Consider the following 19,383-nt stretch of genomic DNA (forward strand, 5'->3'; position numbering starts at 1 on the left):
CTCAGCACGACGCAATAGAACTTACATCGTGCTGGCTCATTGACCGAGTGGGACTAGACGCTAAGGCACAAGTATTTGATTTCCAGGTAGTCCTCAATACCGTATTTGGAACCTTCTCGTCCCAACCCGGAGGCCTTAACACCGCCAAATGGGGCAACCTCGTTAGAGATCAGCCCTGTGTTGATGCCAACCATCCCATACTCGAGTGCTTCAGCGACGCGGAACACTCGACTCATATTTTGGGCGTAGAAGTAAGAAGCCAAGCCGTACTCCGTATCGTTGGCCATCGCGATGACTTCAGCTTCGTCTTTGAAACGGAACAGCGGTGCCAGTGGCCCGAAAGTCTCCTCCTTGGCCACGGCGGCATTCGTGGGCACATCAGTCAAAATAGTTGGCTCGAAGAAATTACCCTCCAGGCCGTTCCCACCTGAAAGAATCCTGGCCCCCTTGCTCACTGCGTCAGCGATGTGTTCTTTGATCTTCGCCACAGCTTTTTCGTCTATCATCGGCCCAGTGGTCGTACCCAAATCCAAACCGTTACCGACCTTCAGCTTAGCCACTCCTGCTTTTAGCTTTTCTGCGAAGGCATCATAAATAGCATCCTGCACGTAGATGCGGTTGGCGCACACACAGGTTTGCCCGTTGTTGCGATACTTGGAAATGATCGCACCCTCAACGGCTTTATCAAGATCGGCATCATCGAACACAATAAACGGTGCATTACCGCCCAACTCAAGAGAAACCTTCTTGATGTCCTTGGCACACTCACCCAACAGCTGCCGGCCAATTTCGGTTGAGCCAGTGAACGAAAGCTTACGCACGATCGGATTGCTGGTCAGCTCTGAGCCGATATCGCCAGCGCTCCCAGTGACCACGCTGAATACACCTGCAGGAATTCCTGCTCGTTCTGCAAGTGCCGCTAATGCGAGCGCTGAATAGGGGGTTTGCGAAGCGGGTTTGAGCACCATGGTGCAACCGGCGGCCAGTGCGGGGCCAGCCTTGCGAGTGATCATCGCTGACGGAAAGTTCCAGGGTGTAATAGCTGCAGTAACACCGATGGGCTGCTTTAAAACGATCAATCGCTTGTCCGGTTGGTGGCCCGGGATCACATCGCCATAAATTCGTTTCGCTTCTTCAGCAAACCACTCAAGGAAGGAGGCTGAATAAACAACCTCTCCTCTAGCTTCAGATAAAGGCTTGCCCTGCTCCAGCGTCATCAGACGAGCGAGATCGTCTTGGTTTGCAATGATCAGCTCAAACCAGGCCCGCAATTTACTTGAACGCTCTTTGGCAGTCAGAGCACTCCACGCTGGGAGTGCGCGGTTTGCAGCCTCAATGGCACGCCGAGTTTCTACTGCGCCCATTTTAGGAACAGTGCCAAGAATCTCATTGGTGGCTGGATTGTTCACCTTGATCGTCTGGCCACTGTCGGCATCAATCCACACGCCATCTACATAGGCTTGCTGACGAAACAAATTGGAGTCTTTGAGCTGCATGATCACTTCCCGTCTTATGATTTTCGTGTCGAAAACTGCTCCGGTGAATCGGCCATCATCGCTGGAATCCAACGAGGGCAATACGGTCACTGTGGTTACTTAGGAGGGGCCATTAAAGCCTGCCCTAGCGTCACAGACACGAAGCAGCTTCAATCCTATCTCCAAAAGTTAACGGCCTGTTTTTTCGTGCATTCACATTTTCCGATGCCCCCGTTCACCGAGAAACATTCAATCGTTAGTTTTAAATAGTCCCCTCCGGATTTCGCCCAATACACGAGCATGATATGGGCAAACAACTATGACTTTTCTTTGGGCGATTACTCTTTTCAATAGTTCTGCATCTGATGACTTGACCGGCACTATGCAGAAACCGGCGACTAACTGACCGTATTCCTGCAAGCCGCCGCCAAAAGTCGCGGATAGACTGACCTTTCCACTCGAAGATCCCGCTCAACGCGGAAATCTGACTGATCCAACAACAAGAAAAAGCTCAGTTGATTACAAAGCGGGCATGTCCCGCCTAGATACAAGCTGTCCTTACTGCCCTACCTCTAACGCTGTGCGCCAATGATGTGTCACACCTCGTGCGTGGCCGCTGTTTGTTCACGCTTTCGAATGGAAGAAAAGAATGTCAAACCTAAATAATCTCAAACGCAAATTATCCCTACTGGATCTCACGCTCATAGGACTGGGAGCCACGTTCGGTTCTGGTTGGCTATTCGCATCAAGCCACGTTGCAGCCATTGCCGGCCCAGCGGGCATCATCTCTTGGATAATTGGTGCTGCAGCCGTATTTCTCTTAGGCCTTATGTACTGTGAGCTTGGGGCAGCGATGCCAACCACTGGTGGGATATTGCAGTACCCGATCATCAGCCATGGCCCAATGCTCGGGTACATGATGGGGTTTATCACGCTGGTTGCTTACTCCAGCGTCGTGGCGATCGAGGTGGTAGCAGCCAGACAATACGCAAGCGCCTGGTTTCCATCCTTGACTGAAGTGGGCTCGAGCTCTCCCACGATGCTAGGGTGGATGCTTCAATTTTGCTTGCTTTGCTTGTTCATGCTGACGAACTACTTCAGCATCAAATCGTTCGCCTTGGCCAACAACATCATCAGTCTTTTCAAATTTATAGTGCCAATCTGCGTAGTCGTGGTGCTATTCCGACACTTCAACAGTGAAAATCTGACCCAATCCGGATTCGCGCCAAATGGCGTTGAAGGCATTGGTGCCGCGATTTCGGCAGGCGGCATTATCTTCGCGTACCTCGGATTGACTCCAATCATCTCCGCGGCGAGCGAGGTGAAAAATCCTCAACGCAATATTCCACTGGCTCTCATGCTCTCCATCGCTTGCTCAGCCGTCATCTATTTGCTTTTACAAACAGCCTTCCTGGGCAGCTTGCCCACTGAGATGCTGGCTAATGGCTGGAGTGATCTGGGTAACAAGCTTCCACTCCCCTTCCGTGATATCGCGTTGCTGCTGGGAGCAGTGTGGCTTGCGACTATTGTGGTCGCTGATGCAGTCGTTTCCCCAACCGGTTGTGGCAACATCTTCATGAACTCCACGTCACGGATCGCTTGTGGGTGGGCAGGATCGACAACTCTGCTTAATGCTTTTGCTAAGGTTGACCCAAAGTCAGGCATCCCTCGTCGGGCATTGTGGTTGGCATTCGCGCTCTCAGTCGCCTGGACGCTACCTTTCCCATCCTGGGAAAAATTGATCAGCGTCGTTTCAGCAGCGCTCGTGCTTAGCTACGCAATCGCTCCAATTTCAGTTGCAGCATTGCGGCAGCGGAATTTCTCTCGGCCATTCAAGGTAAAAGCGCTTTTCTTGCTTGGGCCATTATCGTTCTTCGTGGCTAGCCTGCTGGTGTTGTGGTCAGGATGGGACGTCATCTCCTGGTTGGCAGGCTTGCAAATCTTGATCTTTATCGTGCAACTGGCGCTTAAATCGATGAGCAGTACACGCTCTACGATGCCAAGAGAAATCAGATCTTCACTTTGGTTAGTTGTTTATTACGCCGGAATGATGGGACTTACCTGGGCATGCGGGCCTGGTAAAGTAAGCGAAGCAACCGTCATTTCTATCCTTGCGATTTTCTCGACTGCAATTTATTTCTGGGGGGCCGCAAGCCCTTACCCACTCACCGAGAAAACAGACTCCCTTGCTATTCCATCTGGGGACTTAAAACCGCATACCGTTTAATCAATCATGAATCTGTGCCAAGCCAGCCCACAGGCCGGTTTGGCACATGTGAAATCTACTGTTTTCCATACCTTATACTCATCGCCTCGTGAGTTAGGATCTGTGAATCAGAGTCGATGCTACATCTGGCATCGTTGCATTGAATTGACCACCTGGTTGCGTTCTGTTTGACCAGGGGGGCATTCGCACTCACAGCAGTTAAACAAATTAGAGCTCAGACCAAGATCACATGAGCGACCGGGCCCGTGAGTCGCTCCCCTTCTGAGACAGAACGAAGCGACTTAGGCCGACTCAGTTGATTGGCCGCAGGCGATATTGCGGCGGCAGGTGCTCAAAGCCACTGATGGTTGAGTTCAGGCTCTTCCAGCGGCCATCCTTGATGCCATAAATGCACCCATGGATCGACAGGTTCTGGCCGCGGCTCCAAGCGTTCTGGATGATGCTGGTGTGGCCGACGTTGGCCACTTGCTGGATCACGTTAAGCTCACAGAGGCGATCGACCCGTTCTTCTTCAGTCGGCAACTTGGCCAGTTCTTCGCGCTTTTCGTAATAAAGATCGCGAATCGAACGCAGCCAGCCGTCGATCAGGCCGAACTGGCGATCCTGCATCGCCGCACACACACCGCCACAACCATAGTGCCCGGTGACCAGTATGTGTTTGACCTTGAGCACATCCACGGCGTATTGGATTACCGACAGGCAATTCAGATCAGTATGCAGCACCACGTTGGCCACGTTGCGATGTACGAACAAATCGCCCGGGAGCATGCCTACGATTTCGTTGGCAGGCACCCGCGCATCCGAACAACCGATCCAGAGGTATTCGGGGGTTTGCTGACGTGCCAGTTTTGCGAAAAAATCAGGATCTTCCTGCTTAATTGCATCAGCCCAACGTGCGTTGTTATCGATCAGAACTTGTAGATCGTTCATGTTCAAACCTCATAAATGATCCGCAGCTTTGGCGTGCGGCAAGCGCCCGAGGTCACGTTTCCACTCGCGAGTCGCGGGCAAAGTCTCCGAATTCTCATGTTGATGCTGGGCCTATTCTGAAATGCAGTCCCAATCATGAGTAGTAGTCATAACTTGGTCGTTTCTCCCAATGGCGATTCAGTCGCTCTGCAAATTTGCATGCTCGCGAATAACCTAATCGCATCATAGCAAGTCAGTGCAAACACAATTTCCTGGTCAACGGAAATGTTTCTGGTGGTCAATTGGCGTGCAATTTCGCGGCATTTCGACTCTAACCAGCTCAGCGTCACCCCTTCACACTTATGCCAAACGTGGTGCGTTTGAATCATTACGTCCACTCGCACCCGAAACTCACCTGGCCACACCTAAGTAAACAAATTCGACGCATAAAAAAACCGCTTGGTATTTGCTAACCAAGCGGTAAAAAGCGCTGACCAAGCGCAAGCCAATAGCTAAAGGTCACGCGTCAACACATGCTGTGTTGTGCATAGCGAAGATAATGGCTTCGCAAAAGCAAGCGTTACTATAGAGGTCGAAATGATCACCTGCCTTCGAAAACATTGCTAAATCATACAATGCCCCATACTCATTCGCTGTATGATCTCTCCGTGATATTTTGCGGCATTTAGCACAGCAGCCCGCACCTTCACAAATTACTCTCATGCTCGGCGAGTAAACTAACACCTTGGCTTCTTACTAGAGCGGCGCTTTAAATGATCGACAGTAAAGATTTACTACATTGGATGGATAGAGATCTCTCCTTGATGGACAAGCTCTTTGATCGCATGCCTGACTTGATGTTTTATGTCAAGGATACGTTAGGTCGATACGTCGTGGTTAATCAGACTCTCGTTCGGTACAGCGGGAAACGAACAAAACAGGATGTAATCGGCCTGACAGCGGACGATTTGTTTCCAATTACGAGTTCGAGCATCGTTGCTCAAGATCTGGGGGTCATTCACACAAGAAAAGAAATAATCGATGCTTTGCGACTTTTTCGCTCTGCCGATGGCCATCGACAATGGTGTCTGAGTTCAAAATTCGGAATTGTTAATGGTGACGACCAGGCCACAGGACTGGTAGGGATATCTCGAATACTTGCACGACCTGATGAGAAGCATCTGGGTTATAAGCGTCTAATGGAGTTTTCAAGGCGGGTTAAAGAAAACCTTGGCCAGCCCCAGCTGATTGCTGATATTGCCAGGGAGGTTGACCTCTCAATGGATACTTTACAGCGATTAACCCGTGAGGTTTTTCAACTGTCGCCCAAGCAAATATTGATGAAGGCAAGGATCGAGAAGGCGTGCGACATGCTCGAGCACAGCGAGACGAGCATTACTGACATAGCCACCGAGTGCGGGTACTCGGATCACAGCGCATTTAGCCGGCAGTTCAAGGCAACACTGCATTGCACCCCACAGCAATACCGCAGCACAACGATTAAAACTACAGCGCAAGAAAATTTGGCGTCAGCATTGTAATACTATGCCCCGACAAATATCCGCGATCATTAAATATCAATGTCGCGGATAACATTAACTCAGAAGGTTGGAAGTTCTCCCAAACGCTCAACAATGTCGACACACCAGCGTTTGAAACGGATACACCAGGATTTTTTTATCATTATTGTCTCCACCTGAGAAGCGGTTACAACTCGACCCAACGCGAATAAGGGCGCCCACGGCCTCCCTTTTTAATCGGTTACAACAAAGTAAATATTGGCGAGACTCGAATGAGTCACCACTTTCGAACCAAATGCATTGATGGCGCAGGCACGCCATCAAGGCATTAAACGTTCCGAGCACGCAGATCATTAGACGTGACTGGCGCTTCCCATAAGCGCTTCTCTGAAACGACTTCTCAGGTAAGGGCCATCACGTGGTGGTAACGCAGTCGGTGCTGGATCTGTCGTGACCTTCACACATAGCGTAACCGGGCCCTGGTGGCTATACAGTGTGTCGATTGCCTTCTCAAGACCATCCTGGTCATTCACGAGAATGCTTTGGCTAAAGCCCACGGCAGTAGCGACGGCGTTGATACTGACACCACGGCCCGCATGGGCTGGCTGCATGCCAGTTTCGGCATAGTGCTCGTTATCAATTACGACAATGCTGAGGTTGTCAGGGCGATGGCACGCAACTGTAGCCAACGAACCAAGGCCCATCATCATTTCGCCGTCACCGACAAATACAATGACACGTTTGGTCGGCTGAGCCAGAGCTATTCCCATGCCGAACATCACTGCTCCACCCATTGCCCCCCACAAGTAAAAATTCTGGGCGCAGTCGCCTGCAGCAGCGACGTCGAAAGTGGGGTTGCCGAGGCTTGTGACAGCTAGCGCATCACCGCGATCTTTTAAAATCCGGGCCACGACTTCACGACGATTGAGAGTCGGTTTAATCTTCTGAATAGCCTGCATGATCACACTCACTTATTAAAGTTTTTGGTGCCGATGACGCGCTGCCCAATCAGGACTGCAACCATACGGCCTGTCTGGTAAGCGAAACGTGCGCCAGCGCTAACCGTCGCCTCGACCTCTTCGGCAGAATCGGCGCGGTATACATACACACCAGACGCTTCCAAAACTTCTTGAGTGGACTTACCCATAGCTACCTGCCATGGGTTGAACTCGCCCCATTCACCCCTCATGGTAACAATCATGAAGAGTGGCATTCGAGTTTCATGTTGCAAGGAAAGCATGTTGATGCAGTTACCTACACCGCTTGACTGAACAAGAAGAACGCCACGTTGCCCTCCTGCCCAAGCGCCACCTAGTTGAGCAACACCCTCCTCCTCTGTGGTCAGCGAAACGGAGTGAATTTCCGGATCAGCATCACACATCTGGATCAACTTGCTATGCCCAGCATCCGGAACATAAACAACTTGCTTCACATCCAGCTTCTTAAATTCAGCAAATATTTGCTCTGGCCAATTTATCGTCACGTCTGCTCAACTCCAGTTGTTATTTTTGGCAAGAAAAAGCATGTACCACCGCGGCTAGCGGTAGAAAAATCACTTTGCTCAATAAATCACAGGAACATCAATGTACAATCCTTCCGGCAGCCTGAAAGCTGACAAAAACCGTTCAATCAGACTACTAAGTCTCGCCTTGTTTTTCACAGCAAGCCTCCTTCGCGAGAACTTTTAGATCTCGCTAATATTCAACAAAGTTTGATGTTACTTAACTGCGCGAACTTGAAGGGTTACACCTGAACCATGTTCAGCGGAGTCAAAGTAGGTAAAACCATTTCTGTTGGGCAATCGACCGCGAAGTATCGGTGTCAGCCCGACAGCAAAAGCCTCGGATTCTGCGGTATCGCAGTCAGGAACTGTAAACCCTAGATGAAACACGCCCTCACCTCGCTCCTCAAGGAAGCGACGTTGAAGAGTGTTTCCTTCGGGCGGAGCGCACAGCTGAAGCTGGAAATTTTCCAGATTTGCATATTTGTAGTGCAACTTCACAAAGTCTTCAGCATTCGGAGCAAGCAACTCCCCTTTGAAAGCTTCCAATGAAGGAAACTCACTCCAAGGGCCTATTCCGAGAGACTCGTAGTAAGCGACAGCCTTATCCATGTCGCGAACAATTACGCAGACATGATGAAGAGTATTGAAGATGCTTATACCGCTCATCACTTCACCTGTTTTTTCGCAAAGGCATCAGCAGATTCGACAAAGCTCTGACCAATCAACGGATTCCATTGCACACCAGATTTAGCTTCTACACCTGGTTTAAGGCGCTGAGTTTCGTCGTAGTCACTCCACGGGTGCATGAACAAGGGCTCAGCACTTTCCAACGTCTCTAGACGCTCCGCATAGCCAGCGAGGTAAGCCACTCGCTCTTCAGCAGTCACACGGCCTGGCATCCATGCCGCAAATGGGGGTAGGACGGAGAAGCCGGTATAAGCCAGGAGGCCGTTGTGAATTGGCCAAAGTACATGCAGCAAATCCCCATCGATCCCGTTGGGCTCATAGAGTGTCGATGCAGTCCCTGTCGTCAGGCACAGCATTGCCTTCTTGCCTTTGAACAAGCCCGAGTCGTATTTGCGGCCGGCAGCATAGGCAAAGCCACGACTGAGCACGCGATCGCACCAACCCTTCAGGATCGAAGGCATGGAGAACCACCACACTGGAAAGTGGAACAGCACAAGGTCAGCCTCAGCGACTTTCTGCTGCTCACGCACAACGTCAGCACTTTGGCTCTTCTGTGCGAACGCGTGCTCTTGCTCACGAGAGAGATCCAAGAAATCCGCATTCTCGCGGTCAGCAAAATCTGCTGCCGACAGCACTGGATTCCACCCCATTGCGTAGAGGTCGCTGACGACAACTTCGTGACCTAAGCGGGTCAACGTTTCCACAGCTGTGTTCTTTAGCGCTGCGTTGAACGATGCCTGCTCTGGGTGTGCATAAACGATGAGAGCTTTCATTACGTACCACTCTGGATCTGAAAAAAGGAGGCCTAAAAAAACAGCCGAAACGAATCATCTGTGGTCAACTTTAGGCCGCAAAGGGTTCAGTGTCTTGATGATCCTCGACCAGTTTCTGCGGTTTTTTGCATAGTCGGTGTTTTTCTCTTCCCCATAAGATAGGTGGCACAGCCCCCGGGAAGCCACTGCACAGGTGTAGCGCCGCCGGTGGCACCAACCGGCTGAATACTCCCAGGTGCCAGCAGCAAGAGCTGCATGGTGGGACGAGCCAAGATGATTGGAACCGACTCGGGAGCGCTTTCTTCTAGAGGTTGATCGACGTCCAGCATTGCACAAACATGCGCCATGACCCGTTGGCTTGCTTCAGTTGAAGCGCAAAGGATATGGCTGTAGGCAAGCGCCTCCTGTGTAACGACTCTTACGATGAGTGCAGCGAGGCTCGCCGGCAACGAATGCTCGTATGCCGGATGCTGAGCCAGCCAAATTTTTGTAATCCCGCAAGCTTGGGCAGCTTGAAACGCAATCTCGCTTACCGCTTCACCCGCCAATAGCAAATACACTTCAACGCCTGGCAACTGTGCAGCGGCAATCGTTGCGCGCGTTTCCAGGGTTAAAGCACCTTCGGCATACTGAGCCAAAACCAGAAGCTTCATTTGCTAATCCGTGAGTTTTGACCAAGTGGTTAAGACAGCTTTTGCTCACAAGCCGCTAGTAATATCGACGCACAAATAACTTCTGATGCCGCCCGCAATGCTTCAACAGCAGGTGACGATGGCGCTATGCGCAACTGCTGATCGTGTGGGTCAATACCATGGGGAAAACATGACCCCGCATCTGTCATCTGAACACCCGCTGCTTTGGCTAGTGCAACGACATGCTTCGCGGTTCCCGGGTAAACATCTACGCTGATGAAGTACCCGCCCTTAGGGGTACTCCACTGTGCAAAGCCGTGTTGGCCGAGCTTGGCTTCCAGGATTTCGAGCACTGCGTCGAAACGAGGTTTAAGCAGGCCCCTGTGGGAATCCATCAGTGCCTTGAGGCCATTCAGATCACGCAGGAACCGTACATGGCGGAGCTGATTTATTTTGTCAGGCCCAACACTCCGTACCGAAGCGTGTTGCAACCACCACTTGATGTTGTCTTCCGAGCTGCCAAGCATGGCGAGGCCCGCACCAGCCTGGGTGACCTTGGAAGTCGAAGCAAAGACAAGCGCACGATTTGGATAACCATTTCGCGTGCACGCTTCATAAATGTTTTCAATCTGAACATCTTCGTCGGTCAGATGATGCACGGTGTAGGCGTCATCCCAAAACAATCGGAAGTCAGGCGCAGCTGTAGGCATCGAAGCGAGCGCCTCAATAACCAAATCACTGTAAATAGTGCCCGTAGGGTTACTGTACTTCGGAACGCACCACATCCCTCGAATAGAAGCATCCCGAGCAACCAAGCTACGAACTGCACTCATATCAGGGCCATCTTCCAGCATTGGGATGGGGATCAAACGAATGCCAAAAGCTTCGCAAAGAGTGAAGTGACGATCGTATCCCGGAACAGGGCAGAGAAAGGCCACGGTCTCCTTTTCTTGCTGCCACGGACGAATGGATCCAGGCACTCCTCCGCGCATGGCGAACGACAGACAATCGTACATCAGCGCAAGGCTTGAGTTGCCGCTGACCACTACCTGGCTTTCAGGCACACCCAGCACTGGTGCAAACAGCCTACGGGCTTCAGGGATACCTTGCTGCCCCATGTAGTTTCGGCAGTCCGTACCGTCCTCTGCGATGTAATCCCCAACCCCTGGCAGCTCTAGCAACTTGTTAGAGAGTTCGAGCTGCTCGCTACTGGGAACCCCGCGAGCCATGCTGATCGACAATTTCAACTCGCAAAGGCGAATATAATCATTCTGCGCGCGCGCATGCAGCTGTGAAAGATCTTCCCTGGAGAGATCATCCAGTTTCATTTGTTAAGCCTCTGACTATTTTGAATACCCAGCAAACGTCGGGACAGTTCGGTAAGTGTCTGTACAGCGAGTGATTCGGAATCAGCTATAAAAGTCGCTCCTCCGGCCAACAATCCCAGCAGCGCCCGAGCGGCAATATCGACATCTGAAACATTGAAAATGCCAGTTGAGACACCTCGCTTGATAATCGCAATGAGCTCCTTGCGGTATCGCTCATCTTGAGCAACAACGGTCGCGCGCTGGGCCCCTTTTAGATTTTTAAGCTCGAGCATCACCAGGTCTTCCTCTCTAGAGTTTCGCAATACGCGACCCACATGGAACGAGATGAAGGCATTGAGCTGCGTTAAGGCGCTGGCACGTTTGGGCTTGATGGACAGCCAGTCGCTCAGGCGCTGTTGAAGCAGGGAATCCAACACCTCTTCAAGCACATCGATCTTGCTGGGAAAGTGGTAATACAGGCTGCCCGCCTGCATGCCTGCCTTTCTGGCCAGACTGCGCATCGACATTGCAGAAAAGCCGCCTTCCATAATCAAATCAATGGCAGCGTTCACAATGAGCTGATCAGAGCCCACCTCAGTTGTTACCGCATTTGCCTGGTGCATATGGATAAAAACCTTGAGTTAACGGATTTCAAACAGGGGTTGCGCGAAGCCAATGACTTGCCCATCTTGAGCAACAGCCGCGACCAGCACTCCTGAACAATTTGCTTTAACTTCCTCTAGCAGCTCGTCGTTCTGCAGAAACGCAATGATCTGACCTTCCTTGATCTCACTCCCCATTTTTACGAACGGCTCATCTCGCTGAGGATGAGTGAGACGCAGGACGCCCATGGAAGGCGAGTGGATAATTTTGCAGGGTTTCACCTCTACTCCCTCAAGGTGAGCAGTGGGTGAGACAGCGTTCGCCTTCGCGTCAAACTTGAGACTTAAACTGGCACCTGCCTGCTCAAATTCAAACGCTCTCAGAGAATGCCTTTGAAGCAGAACCACAACCTTTTCGATGAATTCGGGGCTCATTTCGACGTCTCCTTATCCTGTTCGAGATAGCGTTCTAGATGATGAATATCGAATCCCCCTTGAACGAAACCTGGTTCGTTCATCAGGCGTTGATGTAACGGGATACTGTGTTTGATGCCAGTGAGCTGCGCCTCTCCCAAGGCACCGGCCATACGGTTGATGGCTTCCTCTCGCGTGGCGCCATGCGCGAGAAACTTGGCGACGAGCGAGTCATAGTGGGGTGGTACCTGATAGCCCGAATACAGGTGGCTATCAATGCGAATACCTGGCCCTCCAGGTGGCAGCCAAGATTTCACAGTCCCTGGGGCTGGGACAAAACTGAACGGATCTTCAGCATTAATCCTGCATTCAACCGCATGCCCCCGAAGAGTGATTTGGCTTTGATTGATCGACAGAGGGAATCCCTGAGCGATCAACAATTGTTCGCGCACGATATCCACCCCTGTAACCAATTCGGTAACCGGATGTTCAACTTGAACTCGGGTGTTCATCTCGATGAAAAAAAACTCACCGTTCTCATAGAGGAATTCAAACGTGCCGGCGCCCCTGTAACCAATCAGTTGGCATGCCTTCACACAGCGCTCGCCGATGAATGCAATAGCCTCTCTATCGACGCCTGGTGCCGGGGACTCTTCGATAATTTTCTGATGGCGTCGTTGCATTGAGCAGTCACGCTCCCCAAGCCATACGGCGTTGCCAAAATTGTCAGCCAGAATCTGGATTTCGATGTGGCGGGGATGCTCTAGAAACTTTTCCAGATACACCTCAGGATTACCAAAGGCTCGCCCGGCCTCCTCGCGGGTCATGGCCACAGATTCATTCAGCTCAGCCGGCGTACGAACAATGCGCATACCGCGCCCGCCACCGCCTCCAGATGCTTTTACAATGAGCGGATATCCACACGTCTCAGCAATGTGACGAACCTGCTCAGCATCATCTGGCAGCGCACCTGGCGAGCCCGGGACGCACGGAACACCAGCCTCCAGCATCGCTTGTTTGGCCGAAACCTTATCGCCCATTAGGCGGATGGATGCGGAGCTTGGCCCAACAAAAACGAGTCCTGCAGCTTCGATATCGGCAGCAAACCCGGCATTTTCAGCAAGGAAACCATAGCCCGGGTGGATAGCCCCGGCGTCTGTCAGCTTCGCTGCTTGAAGCAAGCGCTTGGAATTCAGGTAACTTTCACTTGCCGCAGCCGGGCCGATGCATATGGCTTGGTCAGCCAATGCCACATGGCGCAGACCTGCATCAGCTTGGGAGTGCACTGCGATAGTTCGCAACCCTATGTCCCTGGCAGCACGCAACACACGTAATGCGATTTCACCGCGGTTGGCGATAAGTACACTGTCAAATAGCGGCTTACTCATGATCGTCCATCGCCTCGATTGTGAACAAAGGGCTACCGGCTTCAATCATCTCGCCGTCATTTTTAAGGATCGCAACAATGCGACCGCTGCGATCAGCCTCAATGGGATTGAGCATCTTCATGGCCTCAACGATTGCCAGCGTCTGCCCTTCTTCGACAACATCCCCCACCTCAACAAAGGGTGGCTTGTCTGGTGAAGGCGAACGATAAAAAATTCCGACCAAACTGGACGACACTGAATAGCCGGGCTTATCCGATGACACAGATGGAATTGCTATCGAGCCCTCTTCGGTTGGCGCGCTAGTGCTTTTGGCAGTAACCAACTCACGCTGAGTGGGAGCGCCAACGCTCAGACCGTGCAAGCCGAGCCGGACGCGACTGTCTCCCTCGCTATATTCCAGCTCCGCTACTCCCGAGCGTTCGACAATTTCGATCAGGCGCTCGATAAACTCTATGTTCATATCTTTTCTCGCTTTGACGATACCGTCAGTCATTCGCTTAACGCTCAAACGAAACTGGCAATGACAATGTTTTGGGTTTCCAGAGTGCTTCGCACATGGGCGGCGATTGCGACAGCAGTCGGCGTATCGCTATGCACGCAAATTGAATCGATGGGGCATGGAATGATCTTGCCTGAGATGGTTTCGATGCCTTGAGCACGCACCATTCGTACAACCCGATCTGCTGCTTCGTTAGGGTCGTGGATTACCGCGCCAGGCAATTTGCGCGAGACGAGATGCCCATCCTCGGTATAAGCACGATCGGCAAAAATCTCCGAGCGCACTTCAAGGCCCATTTCGGCAGCAATACGCGCCTGGTGTCCCAGGGCAATGACCAGGCAGATCAAAGAAGGGTCTACAGCATGGATAGCGCGACATACTGCTGCAGCGACATCCGGATCAGTTTGCGTCAGATTCCCAAGAGCTCCATGAGCCTTAACGTGCGTGAGCGTATGGCCGGAATAGCTCGCCATCGCTTGCGATGCACCTATCTGGTACGCCACTAACCGCTCTATTTCTGATGCCGAGAAAGGAATATTCCGCCGGCCAAACCCCCACAGATCAGGAAAACCGGGATGTGCGCCCACGGCGACTCCCCGTTCCTTTGCCATCGCATAAGTAGCGGCCATGATGTCGGGGTCGCCGCCGTGAAAGCCGCAGGCGATATTGGCAGAGCTGACGATGTTCAAGATGGCCTCATCATCGCCCATCGTATACGCGCCAAAACCTTCGCCCATGTCCGAGTTCAAATCGACCGTCAATGAATGCTGTGACATGAAAATATTCTCGTAAAAAGTGGGCCTGCCGGCCAGTCAAAGGGTCAGACCCAACGTCCGTTCCAGCGAATTGAGTTCAAGATCCAGCTGCTTCTGAGCTTCGATAGCTTCAGCCAGATCAATCTCCAGAAACCGCAGTTTGCTGCCGACCGGCGCTTGAGCGAGCAGCGACAAGTCCGCGTCGATGACGTTGGCAATTTTTGGGTAGCCACCACACGTATTGGCCTCTGCCATCTGAATAATGGGTTGGCCAGAAGGAGGTACTTGAACGGTGCCGGGGAGAATTCCGTGCGACAGAAGCTCCAGCGGACTGCGCAACTTGAGCTCCGAACCGCTCAGTCGCATGCCCATGCGATTGGCTTCCTGAGTGACCTGCCAGGGCTCCGAGAAAAATCGCTCACGGGCCTCGTCCTCGAAATCCTCATACTGAGCCGCAGGCAATACGCGGATGACGGTTGCTGTAGTCAACGATGGCAATTCACGAACACCAGCGAGCCCGCAGCTGCCGGTACTTTTCGCCCGAGGTAAATTCAACGAAAGTTGATCGCCACGAATGAGTCCACGGCCCTCAAGCCCGCCATAACCGCTTTTCAGATCCGTCGCACGTGACCCCAATAGCACAGGAACATCGATGCCCCCTGCAAAGGCCAAGTAAACGCGTGCTCCCCGACGTGGGGCTTGAATAATCAATGTCTGTCCCGCTTTGCCATCACAGACCCAGTTCGGTGGCAACTCAAAACCATCCAAATGAGCCAGCGCATCCGCGCCAGTTAGTGCAAAGCGACTGTCGGTTATGAATCTGAGACGCGCAGGGAAAAGGACGATCTCCAGTCCTGCGAAATCTGTAGGGTTGCCCACCATGATGTTGGCCGTGCTTAGCGCAAGTCTGTCCATAGCGCCAGATTGGCCAACACCAATATTGAGGTAACCCTTGCGCCCCAAATCCTGAACAGAGTTCAAGGCGCCAGTAGATAGGATTTCGATCATGATTCAATTCCAGCAATGCTGAAGCGAACGCGATCGCCTGGTTGCAAGAACGAAGGCGACTCACGCTGCTGGTCGAATAATTTCAGTTCTGTTCGACCAATGACGTGCCAACCGGAAGGGGCCGAGCACGGCATGATCCCAGCCTGGGCACCACCAATAATGATTGCTCCCTCCTCCAGCCGCATCCGAGGCACCGAGCGACGGGGAGTTGCGATTCTAGGGTTCAACCCAGACAGGTATGGGAAACCTGGCATAGCACCAACACAGGCAACCCGATAAACCGCCTCGCTGTGCAACCCTATGAAGGTTTGAACATCGATCTTTGCCAGCTCGGCAATGACGGCCAAATCCTCACCCTGTTGCCCGCCATAGATAACTGGTACGTCGATCTCTCGCCCCACTTGCTCATCAACAGTCACATGCGACCAGGCATGAAGTAGTTGCTCGGTTAGCACACCGACTGAAGTTTCAGTCGCTGAATAAACGATCAGCAGGTTGTTCATCCCGGGTACGACTTCGCGTACGCCGGGCAAATGAGCAACCAGATTCGCCGTTGCAAGCACTCGCTGCTGTATTGGCTCACTGAATCCAATTGAGGCGGCATCAAGAAACAAACCTTGGCTGCCTGCAATGCAGATTTTTGGCATGGGATCGAGAGAGGACATGTCAGCAACTCACTCGTTAACAGGAACGGTGTAGTTCAGGATCAAGCGACCGCCATCGGGATAGATTGTTTGACCAACGATATAAGATGCGTCCTCACTCGCCAGGAACGAGGCAACACTAGCCACCTCTGACGCTTGACCTACGCGTGCAATTGGAGTGCGAGACAACACGGTGTGCCGCTGTGCAGGGCTGGCCATTACCGAGTTCATCACCAGATCGGTCGCAATCGTTCCTGGGCCGATCGCGTTGACCCGGATTCCATGCGAGATCAAACCAACGGCCATAACGGCTGTCAGCTGCTTGATTCCACCTTTCGAAACTGCATAAGCAACCGCTGTAGGGTTGGCGAGCACAGCATTGATGGACGACATGTTGATGATCGAACCTTTGATGCCCTTTTCGATCATGACGCGGGCTGCAGCTTGGCCGATCAAGAAAGGAGACTTCAGGTTAACGCGCTGAGTTTTATCAAAGGCGTCTTCGGGATAGTCAACGAAGTCCGCGGTGATGATAATTCCGGCGTTGTTTACGACAATATCCAGCGAGCCAAAGTGATCCACTGCCTTCGCTACAATGGCCTTGGCCATGGCTGAGGAAATATCGCTCAGATCCGCGGCATACCAGGTTGCGTTTTCACCTAGGCGTTCGGCCTGTGCACGAACTTTGTCCTCTTGTACATCGACCAACACAACCTTGGCGCCGTCAGCCAAAAAGCGCTCGGCACAAGCCAAGCCCAAGCCCTGCGCAGCACCCGTTACCAGTGCGACCTTGTTTGCATGTTTCATAGCTACTCCCGTTACTTGAGATAATCGACATCATTTTTCGAAGTGTTTTGGCATGTAGCCCGACCTATCCCGCTCAATAGCGGCTCGGCCAGTACTCTTCGGGTATCGGTTGCTTGCCAACTATGTGGTCACGCAACATGGCACCCGTGGTCGCGCTGAGCGTCAGTCCGAGGTGACCGTGCCCGGTGGCGAAATAAAGTTGATCCACTTTTGCAGAGGGGCCGATGACTGGAACGGTTTCAGGTACTGAAGGGCGATTCCCCATCCACTCAGTCATGCCCTCAGTGTTCAACGTCCCAAGCATCGACTCGGCTTTGCTCAAGAGCATTCGTGCTCGTCGATAATCTGGGGCTGCGTAGCGACTTGCCAATTCAACAGTTCCGGCAAGCCGCAACGCACCATTACCCATCGGAAGAACAACGAAGCTCTCCGAGTGATTCATCACGTATCTCTTAAGTGGGCTTTGTGCATGGGGCAGTGTCAGGTGATAGCCACGTTCACTTTCCAAAGGCAGATGCTGGGAGATCGGTTTTGAGAAGTGATCACTCCAGACGCCACTGGCAACGATGACTCTTGACGAGTCGATGGTCTGGCCGTCACGAAGCATCACGCCAGTAACTTTCCCACCCTGTTGCCGTAGGGCTGCCACGGGATGCTGTTCAAATCGTCCACCCTCGGTAATGAACTGCTGGAACAGCCCCATGGTGAATAGATAAGGATCCTCGACATGGGAAAAGTCGGTGATAGAAACGGCATTTCGCCACTGTGCCGAGAGCGCGGGCTCAAGGCTGTAAACTTGCTCAGGATTACATAGCTGCCAGTTGACGCCGTGCTTGCCACGTAACTTCCATCCCTCAAGATCGGCGCGAAGCTCCTTCTGAGTGGCGTAGACCATCAGAGCTCCTTGCCGACGCCACATGCCATCCAACCCGCTACGAACAACCAAAGGTTGAAGGTCGGAAAGTGTCCGTCCCAATAGATAGGCAAGCTGTTGAGTCAGCTTGCTAACGCTCCCTGCCCGACTGGCCAGCAAATATCTGCTCAACCAAGGTGCCAAGGTTGGAAGATGTCGCCAGCGTACGGCCAAGGGCCCCATTGGATCGAACAACCAGCCAGGAATTTTACGTAACGTTTTGGCGTCAGCTAGCGGAAGCACTTCACTGATTGCGATTGCACCCGCGTTACCTGAGGACGTCCCACTCGCAGGTGGGTTCTGATCCAGGAGCAAGACCTCCAGCCCGGCAAGCTGTAGCTGCAAAGCAGCCGCTATCCCAACCACACCGGCGCCGACCACTAACGCGTCACAGCCTGAAGTCCTAGTCACGTTTGGCCCCCTGGGTCGCGATTGCACAACGGCCCGCAGCGAGATCCCATGCAGCGCAGCCGACGCTCTTGAAAAGAGACGCCTTCGTTGAGTCGAATCGACCATCGACAGCATCAGCAAGCGACAACACTGTTTTCCAGTTCACGTCAGCCTGAATCAAGTCTCCAGCTTCATGGCGAGCACCCACTGGGTCGTCGGCAAACAACTGACTGGCGTTGACACACTCTGGAGCGAACTCGGCCATTTCGGCATTAAATGCACCCACACCGATAAGCAGCCGACCTGGACGAGCTACTTCGTGGTAAATCGGGCGCTTGCTCGAAGTCAACGCAATAACGACCTGGGCCTCATCTCGGATTCCCGCGCTCTGAGCAGAAATCCGAAGCGTTAAGTGTGCAAATTGGTCGCAAAACTTCTCAACACCTTCCTTGCTTCTGCCATGAACATCGACTTTGATCCCCGGGAATAGCTCAGACAACGCTTCGATATGTCCAGCTGCCTGCTTGCCTGTCCCAATCAGCGCTACGTGTCTGGCATCGTTTCTGAGACTTTTGATCGCAAGCATTGAAACGCAAGCCGTGCGTCGGGCTGTCACAGTAGGCCCATCCAAGACCAGCAAAGGCTCACCGGTCGCCGACGAATACACAGCAACAAGTCCATGAATCAGGGGCAACCCTTTTTGGCTGTTGCCGGGCGCAAAGTTAACCAACTTATGTATGCCGATATCCGAAGATGTCGCCGGCATCGAGAGAAGCAGTGCATCATCCAAAAGAGGGAGAACCTGCCGCGTCGGGCTCGTTATCCGCTCGCCCGCATAGTCACGAGCAGCATCGGCGATGAAATCGCACAATGACGGGAATGGAAGTAAGGCGGCTGTTTGCAACTCGTTCAGGACTTGGAGCGCCATA

At 52.5% G+C, this 19,383-nt stretch carries 20 protein-coding genes; 2 read left to right on the forward strand and 18 right to left on the reverse strand.

What is annotated here, in order from left to right:
- Window positions 1-53: 53 nt before the first annotated feature.
- Complete coding sequence (gene gabD, locus ACYZTW_RS16870; protein ID WP_462000958.1) at window positions 54-1,496, reverse strand: NADP-dependent succinate-semialdehyde dehydrogenase; 1,443 nt, start codon at window positions 1,494-1,496, stop codon at window positions 54-56.
- Between the two features lie 628 nt (window positions 1,497-2,124).
- Between gabD and ACYZTW_RS16875 the strand changes: the two genes are divergently transcribed.
- Entirely contained in the window at window positions 2,125-3,702 is a 1,578-nt protein-coding gene (locus tag ACYZTW_RS16875) for an APC family permease (protein WP_462000959.1), read from the forward strand.
- A gap of 291 nt (window positions 3,703-3,993) precedes the next feature.
- On the opposite strand, the gene can is transcribed toward ACYZTW_RS16875, so the two are convergent.
- Window positions 3,994-4,632, reverse strand: a complete 639-nt coding sequence (can, locus tag ACYZTW_RS16880; RefSeq protein ID WP_462000960.1) for a carbonate dehydratase — start codon at window positions 4,630-4,632, stop codon at window positions 3,994-3,996.
- Between the two features lie 752 nt (window positions 4,633-5,384).
- Between can and ACYZTW_RS16885 the strand changes: the two genes are divergently transcribed.
- Complete coding sequence (locus ACYZTW_RS16885; protein ID WP_415769033.1) at window positions 5,385-6,152, forward strand: helix-turn-helix transcriptional regulator; 768 nt, start codon at window positions 5,385-5,387, stop codon at window positions 6,150-6,152.
- A 332-nt stretch (window positions 6,153-6,484) separates the two neighbouring features.
- Here ACYZTW_RS16885 and ACYZTW_RS16890 read toward each other — a convergent pair whose 3' ends face one another.
- The 16 genes from ACYZTW_RS16890 to lhpI all read right to left on the reverse strand — a co-directional run bounded on the left by ACYZTW_RS16890 (window position 6,485) and on the right by lhpI (window position 19,382).
- Complete coding sequence (locus ACYZTW_RS16890; protein ID WP_415769032.1) at window positions 6,485-7,090, reverse strand: thiamine pyrophosphate-dependent enzyme; 606 nt, start codon at window positions 7,088-7,090, stop codon at window positions 6,485-6,487.
- A gap of 8 nt (window positions 7,091-7,098) precedes the next feature.
- The gene (locus ACYZTW_RS16895) at window positions 7,099-7,614 is read right to left on the reverse strand and encodes a thiamine pyrophosphate-binding protein (protein WP_415769031.1); all 516 of its coding nucleotides are present in this window, start codon (window positions 7,612-7,614) and stop codon (window positions 7,099-7,101) included.
- Window positions 7,615-7,848: 234 nt separating this feature from the next.
- Window positions 7,849-8,301: a VOC family protein gene (locus tag ACYZTW_RS16900; RefSeq protein ID WP_462000961.1), complete on the reverse strand. Its 453-nt coding sequence runs from the start codon at window positions 8,299-8,301 to the stop codon at window positions 7,849-7,851.
- Window positions 8,301-9,095: an NAD(P)H-dependent oxidoreductase gene (locus ACYZTW_RS16905; protein WP_462000962.1), complete on the reverse strand. Its 795-nt coding sequence runs from the start codon at window positions 9,093-9,095 to the stop codon at window positions 8,301-8,303. Before ACYZTW_RS16905 ends, ACYZTW_RS16900 begins: the two co-directional genes overlap by 1 nt.
- Window positions 9,096-9,181: 86 nt before the next feature.
- Entirely contained in the window at window positions 9,182-9,748 is a 567-nt protein-coding gene (locus ACYZTW_RS16910) for an adenine nucleotide alpha hydrolase family protein (RefSeq protein WP_462000963.1), read from the reverse strand.
- Between the two features lie 29 nt (window positions 9,749-9,777).
- Window positions 9,778-11,055 (reverse strand): aminotransferase class I/II-fold pyridoxal phosphate-dependent enzyme, encoded by a 1,278-nt coding sequence (locus tag ACYZTW_RS16915; RefSeq protein ID WP_462000964.1) that lies wholly within the window; start codon window positions 11,053-11,055, stop codon window positions 9,778-9,780.
- Window positions 11,052-11,657 (reverse strand): TetR/AcrR family transcriptional regulator, encoded by a 606-nt coding sequence (locus ACYZTW_RS16920; RefSeq protein WP_462000965.1) that lies wholly within the window; start codon window positions 11,655-11,657, stop codon window positions 11,052-11,054. Before ACYZTW_RS16920 ends, ACYZTW_RS16915 begins: the two co-directional genes overlap by 4 nt.
- Window positions 11,658-11,675: 18 nt before the next feature.
- Window positions 11,676-12,071: a biotin/lipoyl-containing protein gene (locus tag ACYZTW_RS16925; RefSeq protein ID WP_462000966.1), complete on the reverse strand. Its 396-nt coding sequence runs from the start codon at window positions 12,069-12,071 to the stop codon at window positions 11,676-11,678.
- Entirely contained in the window at window positions 12,068-13,438 is a 1,371-nt protein-coding gene (accC, locus tag ACYZTW_RS16930) for an acetyl-CoA carboxylase biotin carboxylase subunit (protein ID WP_462000967.1), read from the reverse strand. Before accC ends, ACYZTW_RS16925 begins: the two co-directional genes overlap by 4 nt.
- Window positions 13,431-13,931, reverse strand: coding sequence for an acetyl-CoA carboxylase biotin carboxyl carrier protein (accB, locus tag ACYZTW_RS16935; protein ID WP_462000968.1), 501 nt, complete (start codon window positions 13,929-13,931; stop codon window positions 13,431-13,433). Before accB ends, accC begins: the two co-directional genes overlap by 8 nt.
- An 11-nt stretch (window positions 13,932-13,942) precedes the next feature.
- Window positions 13,943-14,713, reverse strand: a complete 771-nt coding sequence (locus ACYZTW_RS16940; protein ID WP_462000969.1) for a LamB/YcsF family protein — start codon at window positions 14,711-14,713, stop codon at window positions 13,943-13,945.
- Window positions 14,714-14,749: 36 nt separating this feature from the next.
- The gene (locus ACYZTW_RS16945) at window positions 14,750-15,700 is read right to left on the reverse strand and encodes a 5-oxoprolinase subunit C family protein (protein ID WP_462000970.1); all 951 of its coding nucleotides are present in this window, start codon (window positions 15,698-15,700) and stop codon (window positions 14,750-14,752) included.
- Window positions 15,697-16,365 (reverse strand): 5-oxoprolinase subunit PxpB, encoded by a 669-nt coding sequence (gene pxpB / locus ACYZTW_RS16950; protein ID WP_415769020.1) that lies wholly within the window; start codon window positions 16,363-16,365, stop codon window positions 15,697-15,699. Before pxpB ends, ACYZTW_RS16945 begins: the two co-directional genes overlap by 4 nt.
- A 9-nt stretch (window positions 16,366-16,374) precedes the next feature.
- Window positions 16,375-17,151, reverse strand: coding sequence for an SDR family NAD(P)-dependent oxidoreductase (locus tag ACYZTW_RS16955; protein WP_123364314.1), 777 nt, complete (start codon window positions 17,149-17,151; stop codon window positions 16,375-16,377).
- 73 nt (window positions 17,152-17,224) lie between these two features.
- Window positions 17,225-18,580 carry an NAD(P)/FAD-dependent oxidoreductase gene (locus tag ACYZTW_RS16960; protein ID WP_462005775.1) on the reverse strand — a complete coding sequence of 452 codons (1,356 nt, stop codon included), beginning with the start codon at window positions 18,578-18,580 and terminating at the stop codon, window positions 17,225-17,227.
- Window positions 18,468-19,382, reverse strand: a complete 915-nt coding sequence (lhpI, locus tag ACYZTW_RS16965) for a bifunctional Delta(1)-pyrroline-2-carboxylate/Delta(1)-piperideine-2-carboxylate reductase (protein ID WP_415769019.1) — start codon at window positions 19,380-19,382, stop codon at window positions 18,468-18,470. The genes ACYZTW_RS16960 and lhpI overlap by 113 nt, the downstream gene beginning before the upstream one ends.
- Window position 19,383: the final 1 nt, after the last annotated feature.

This window comes from Pseudomonas sp. LB3P25 (genome assembly GCF_054897985.1).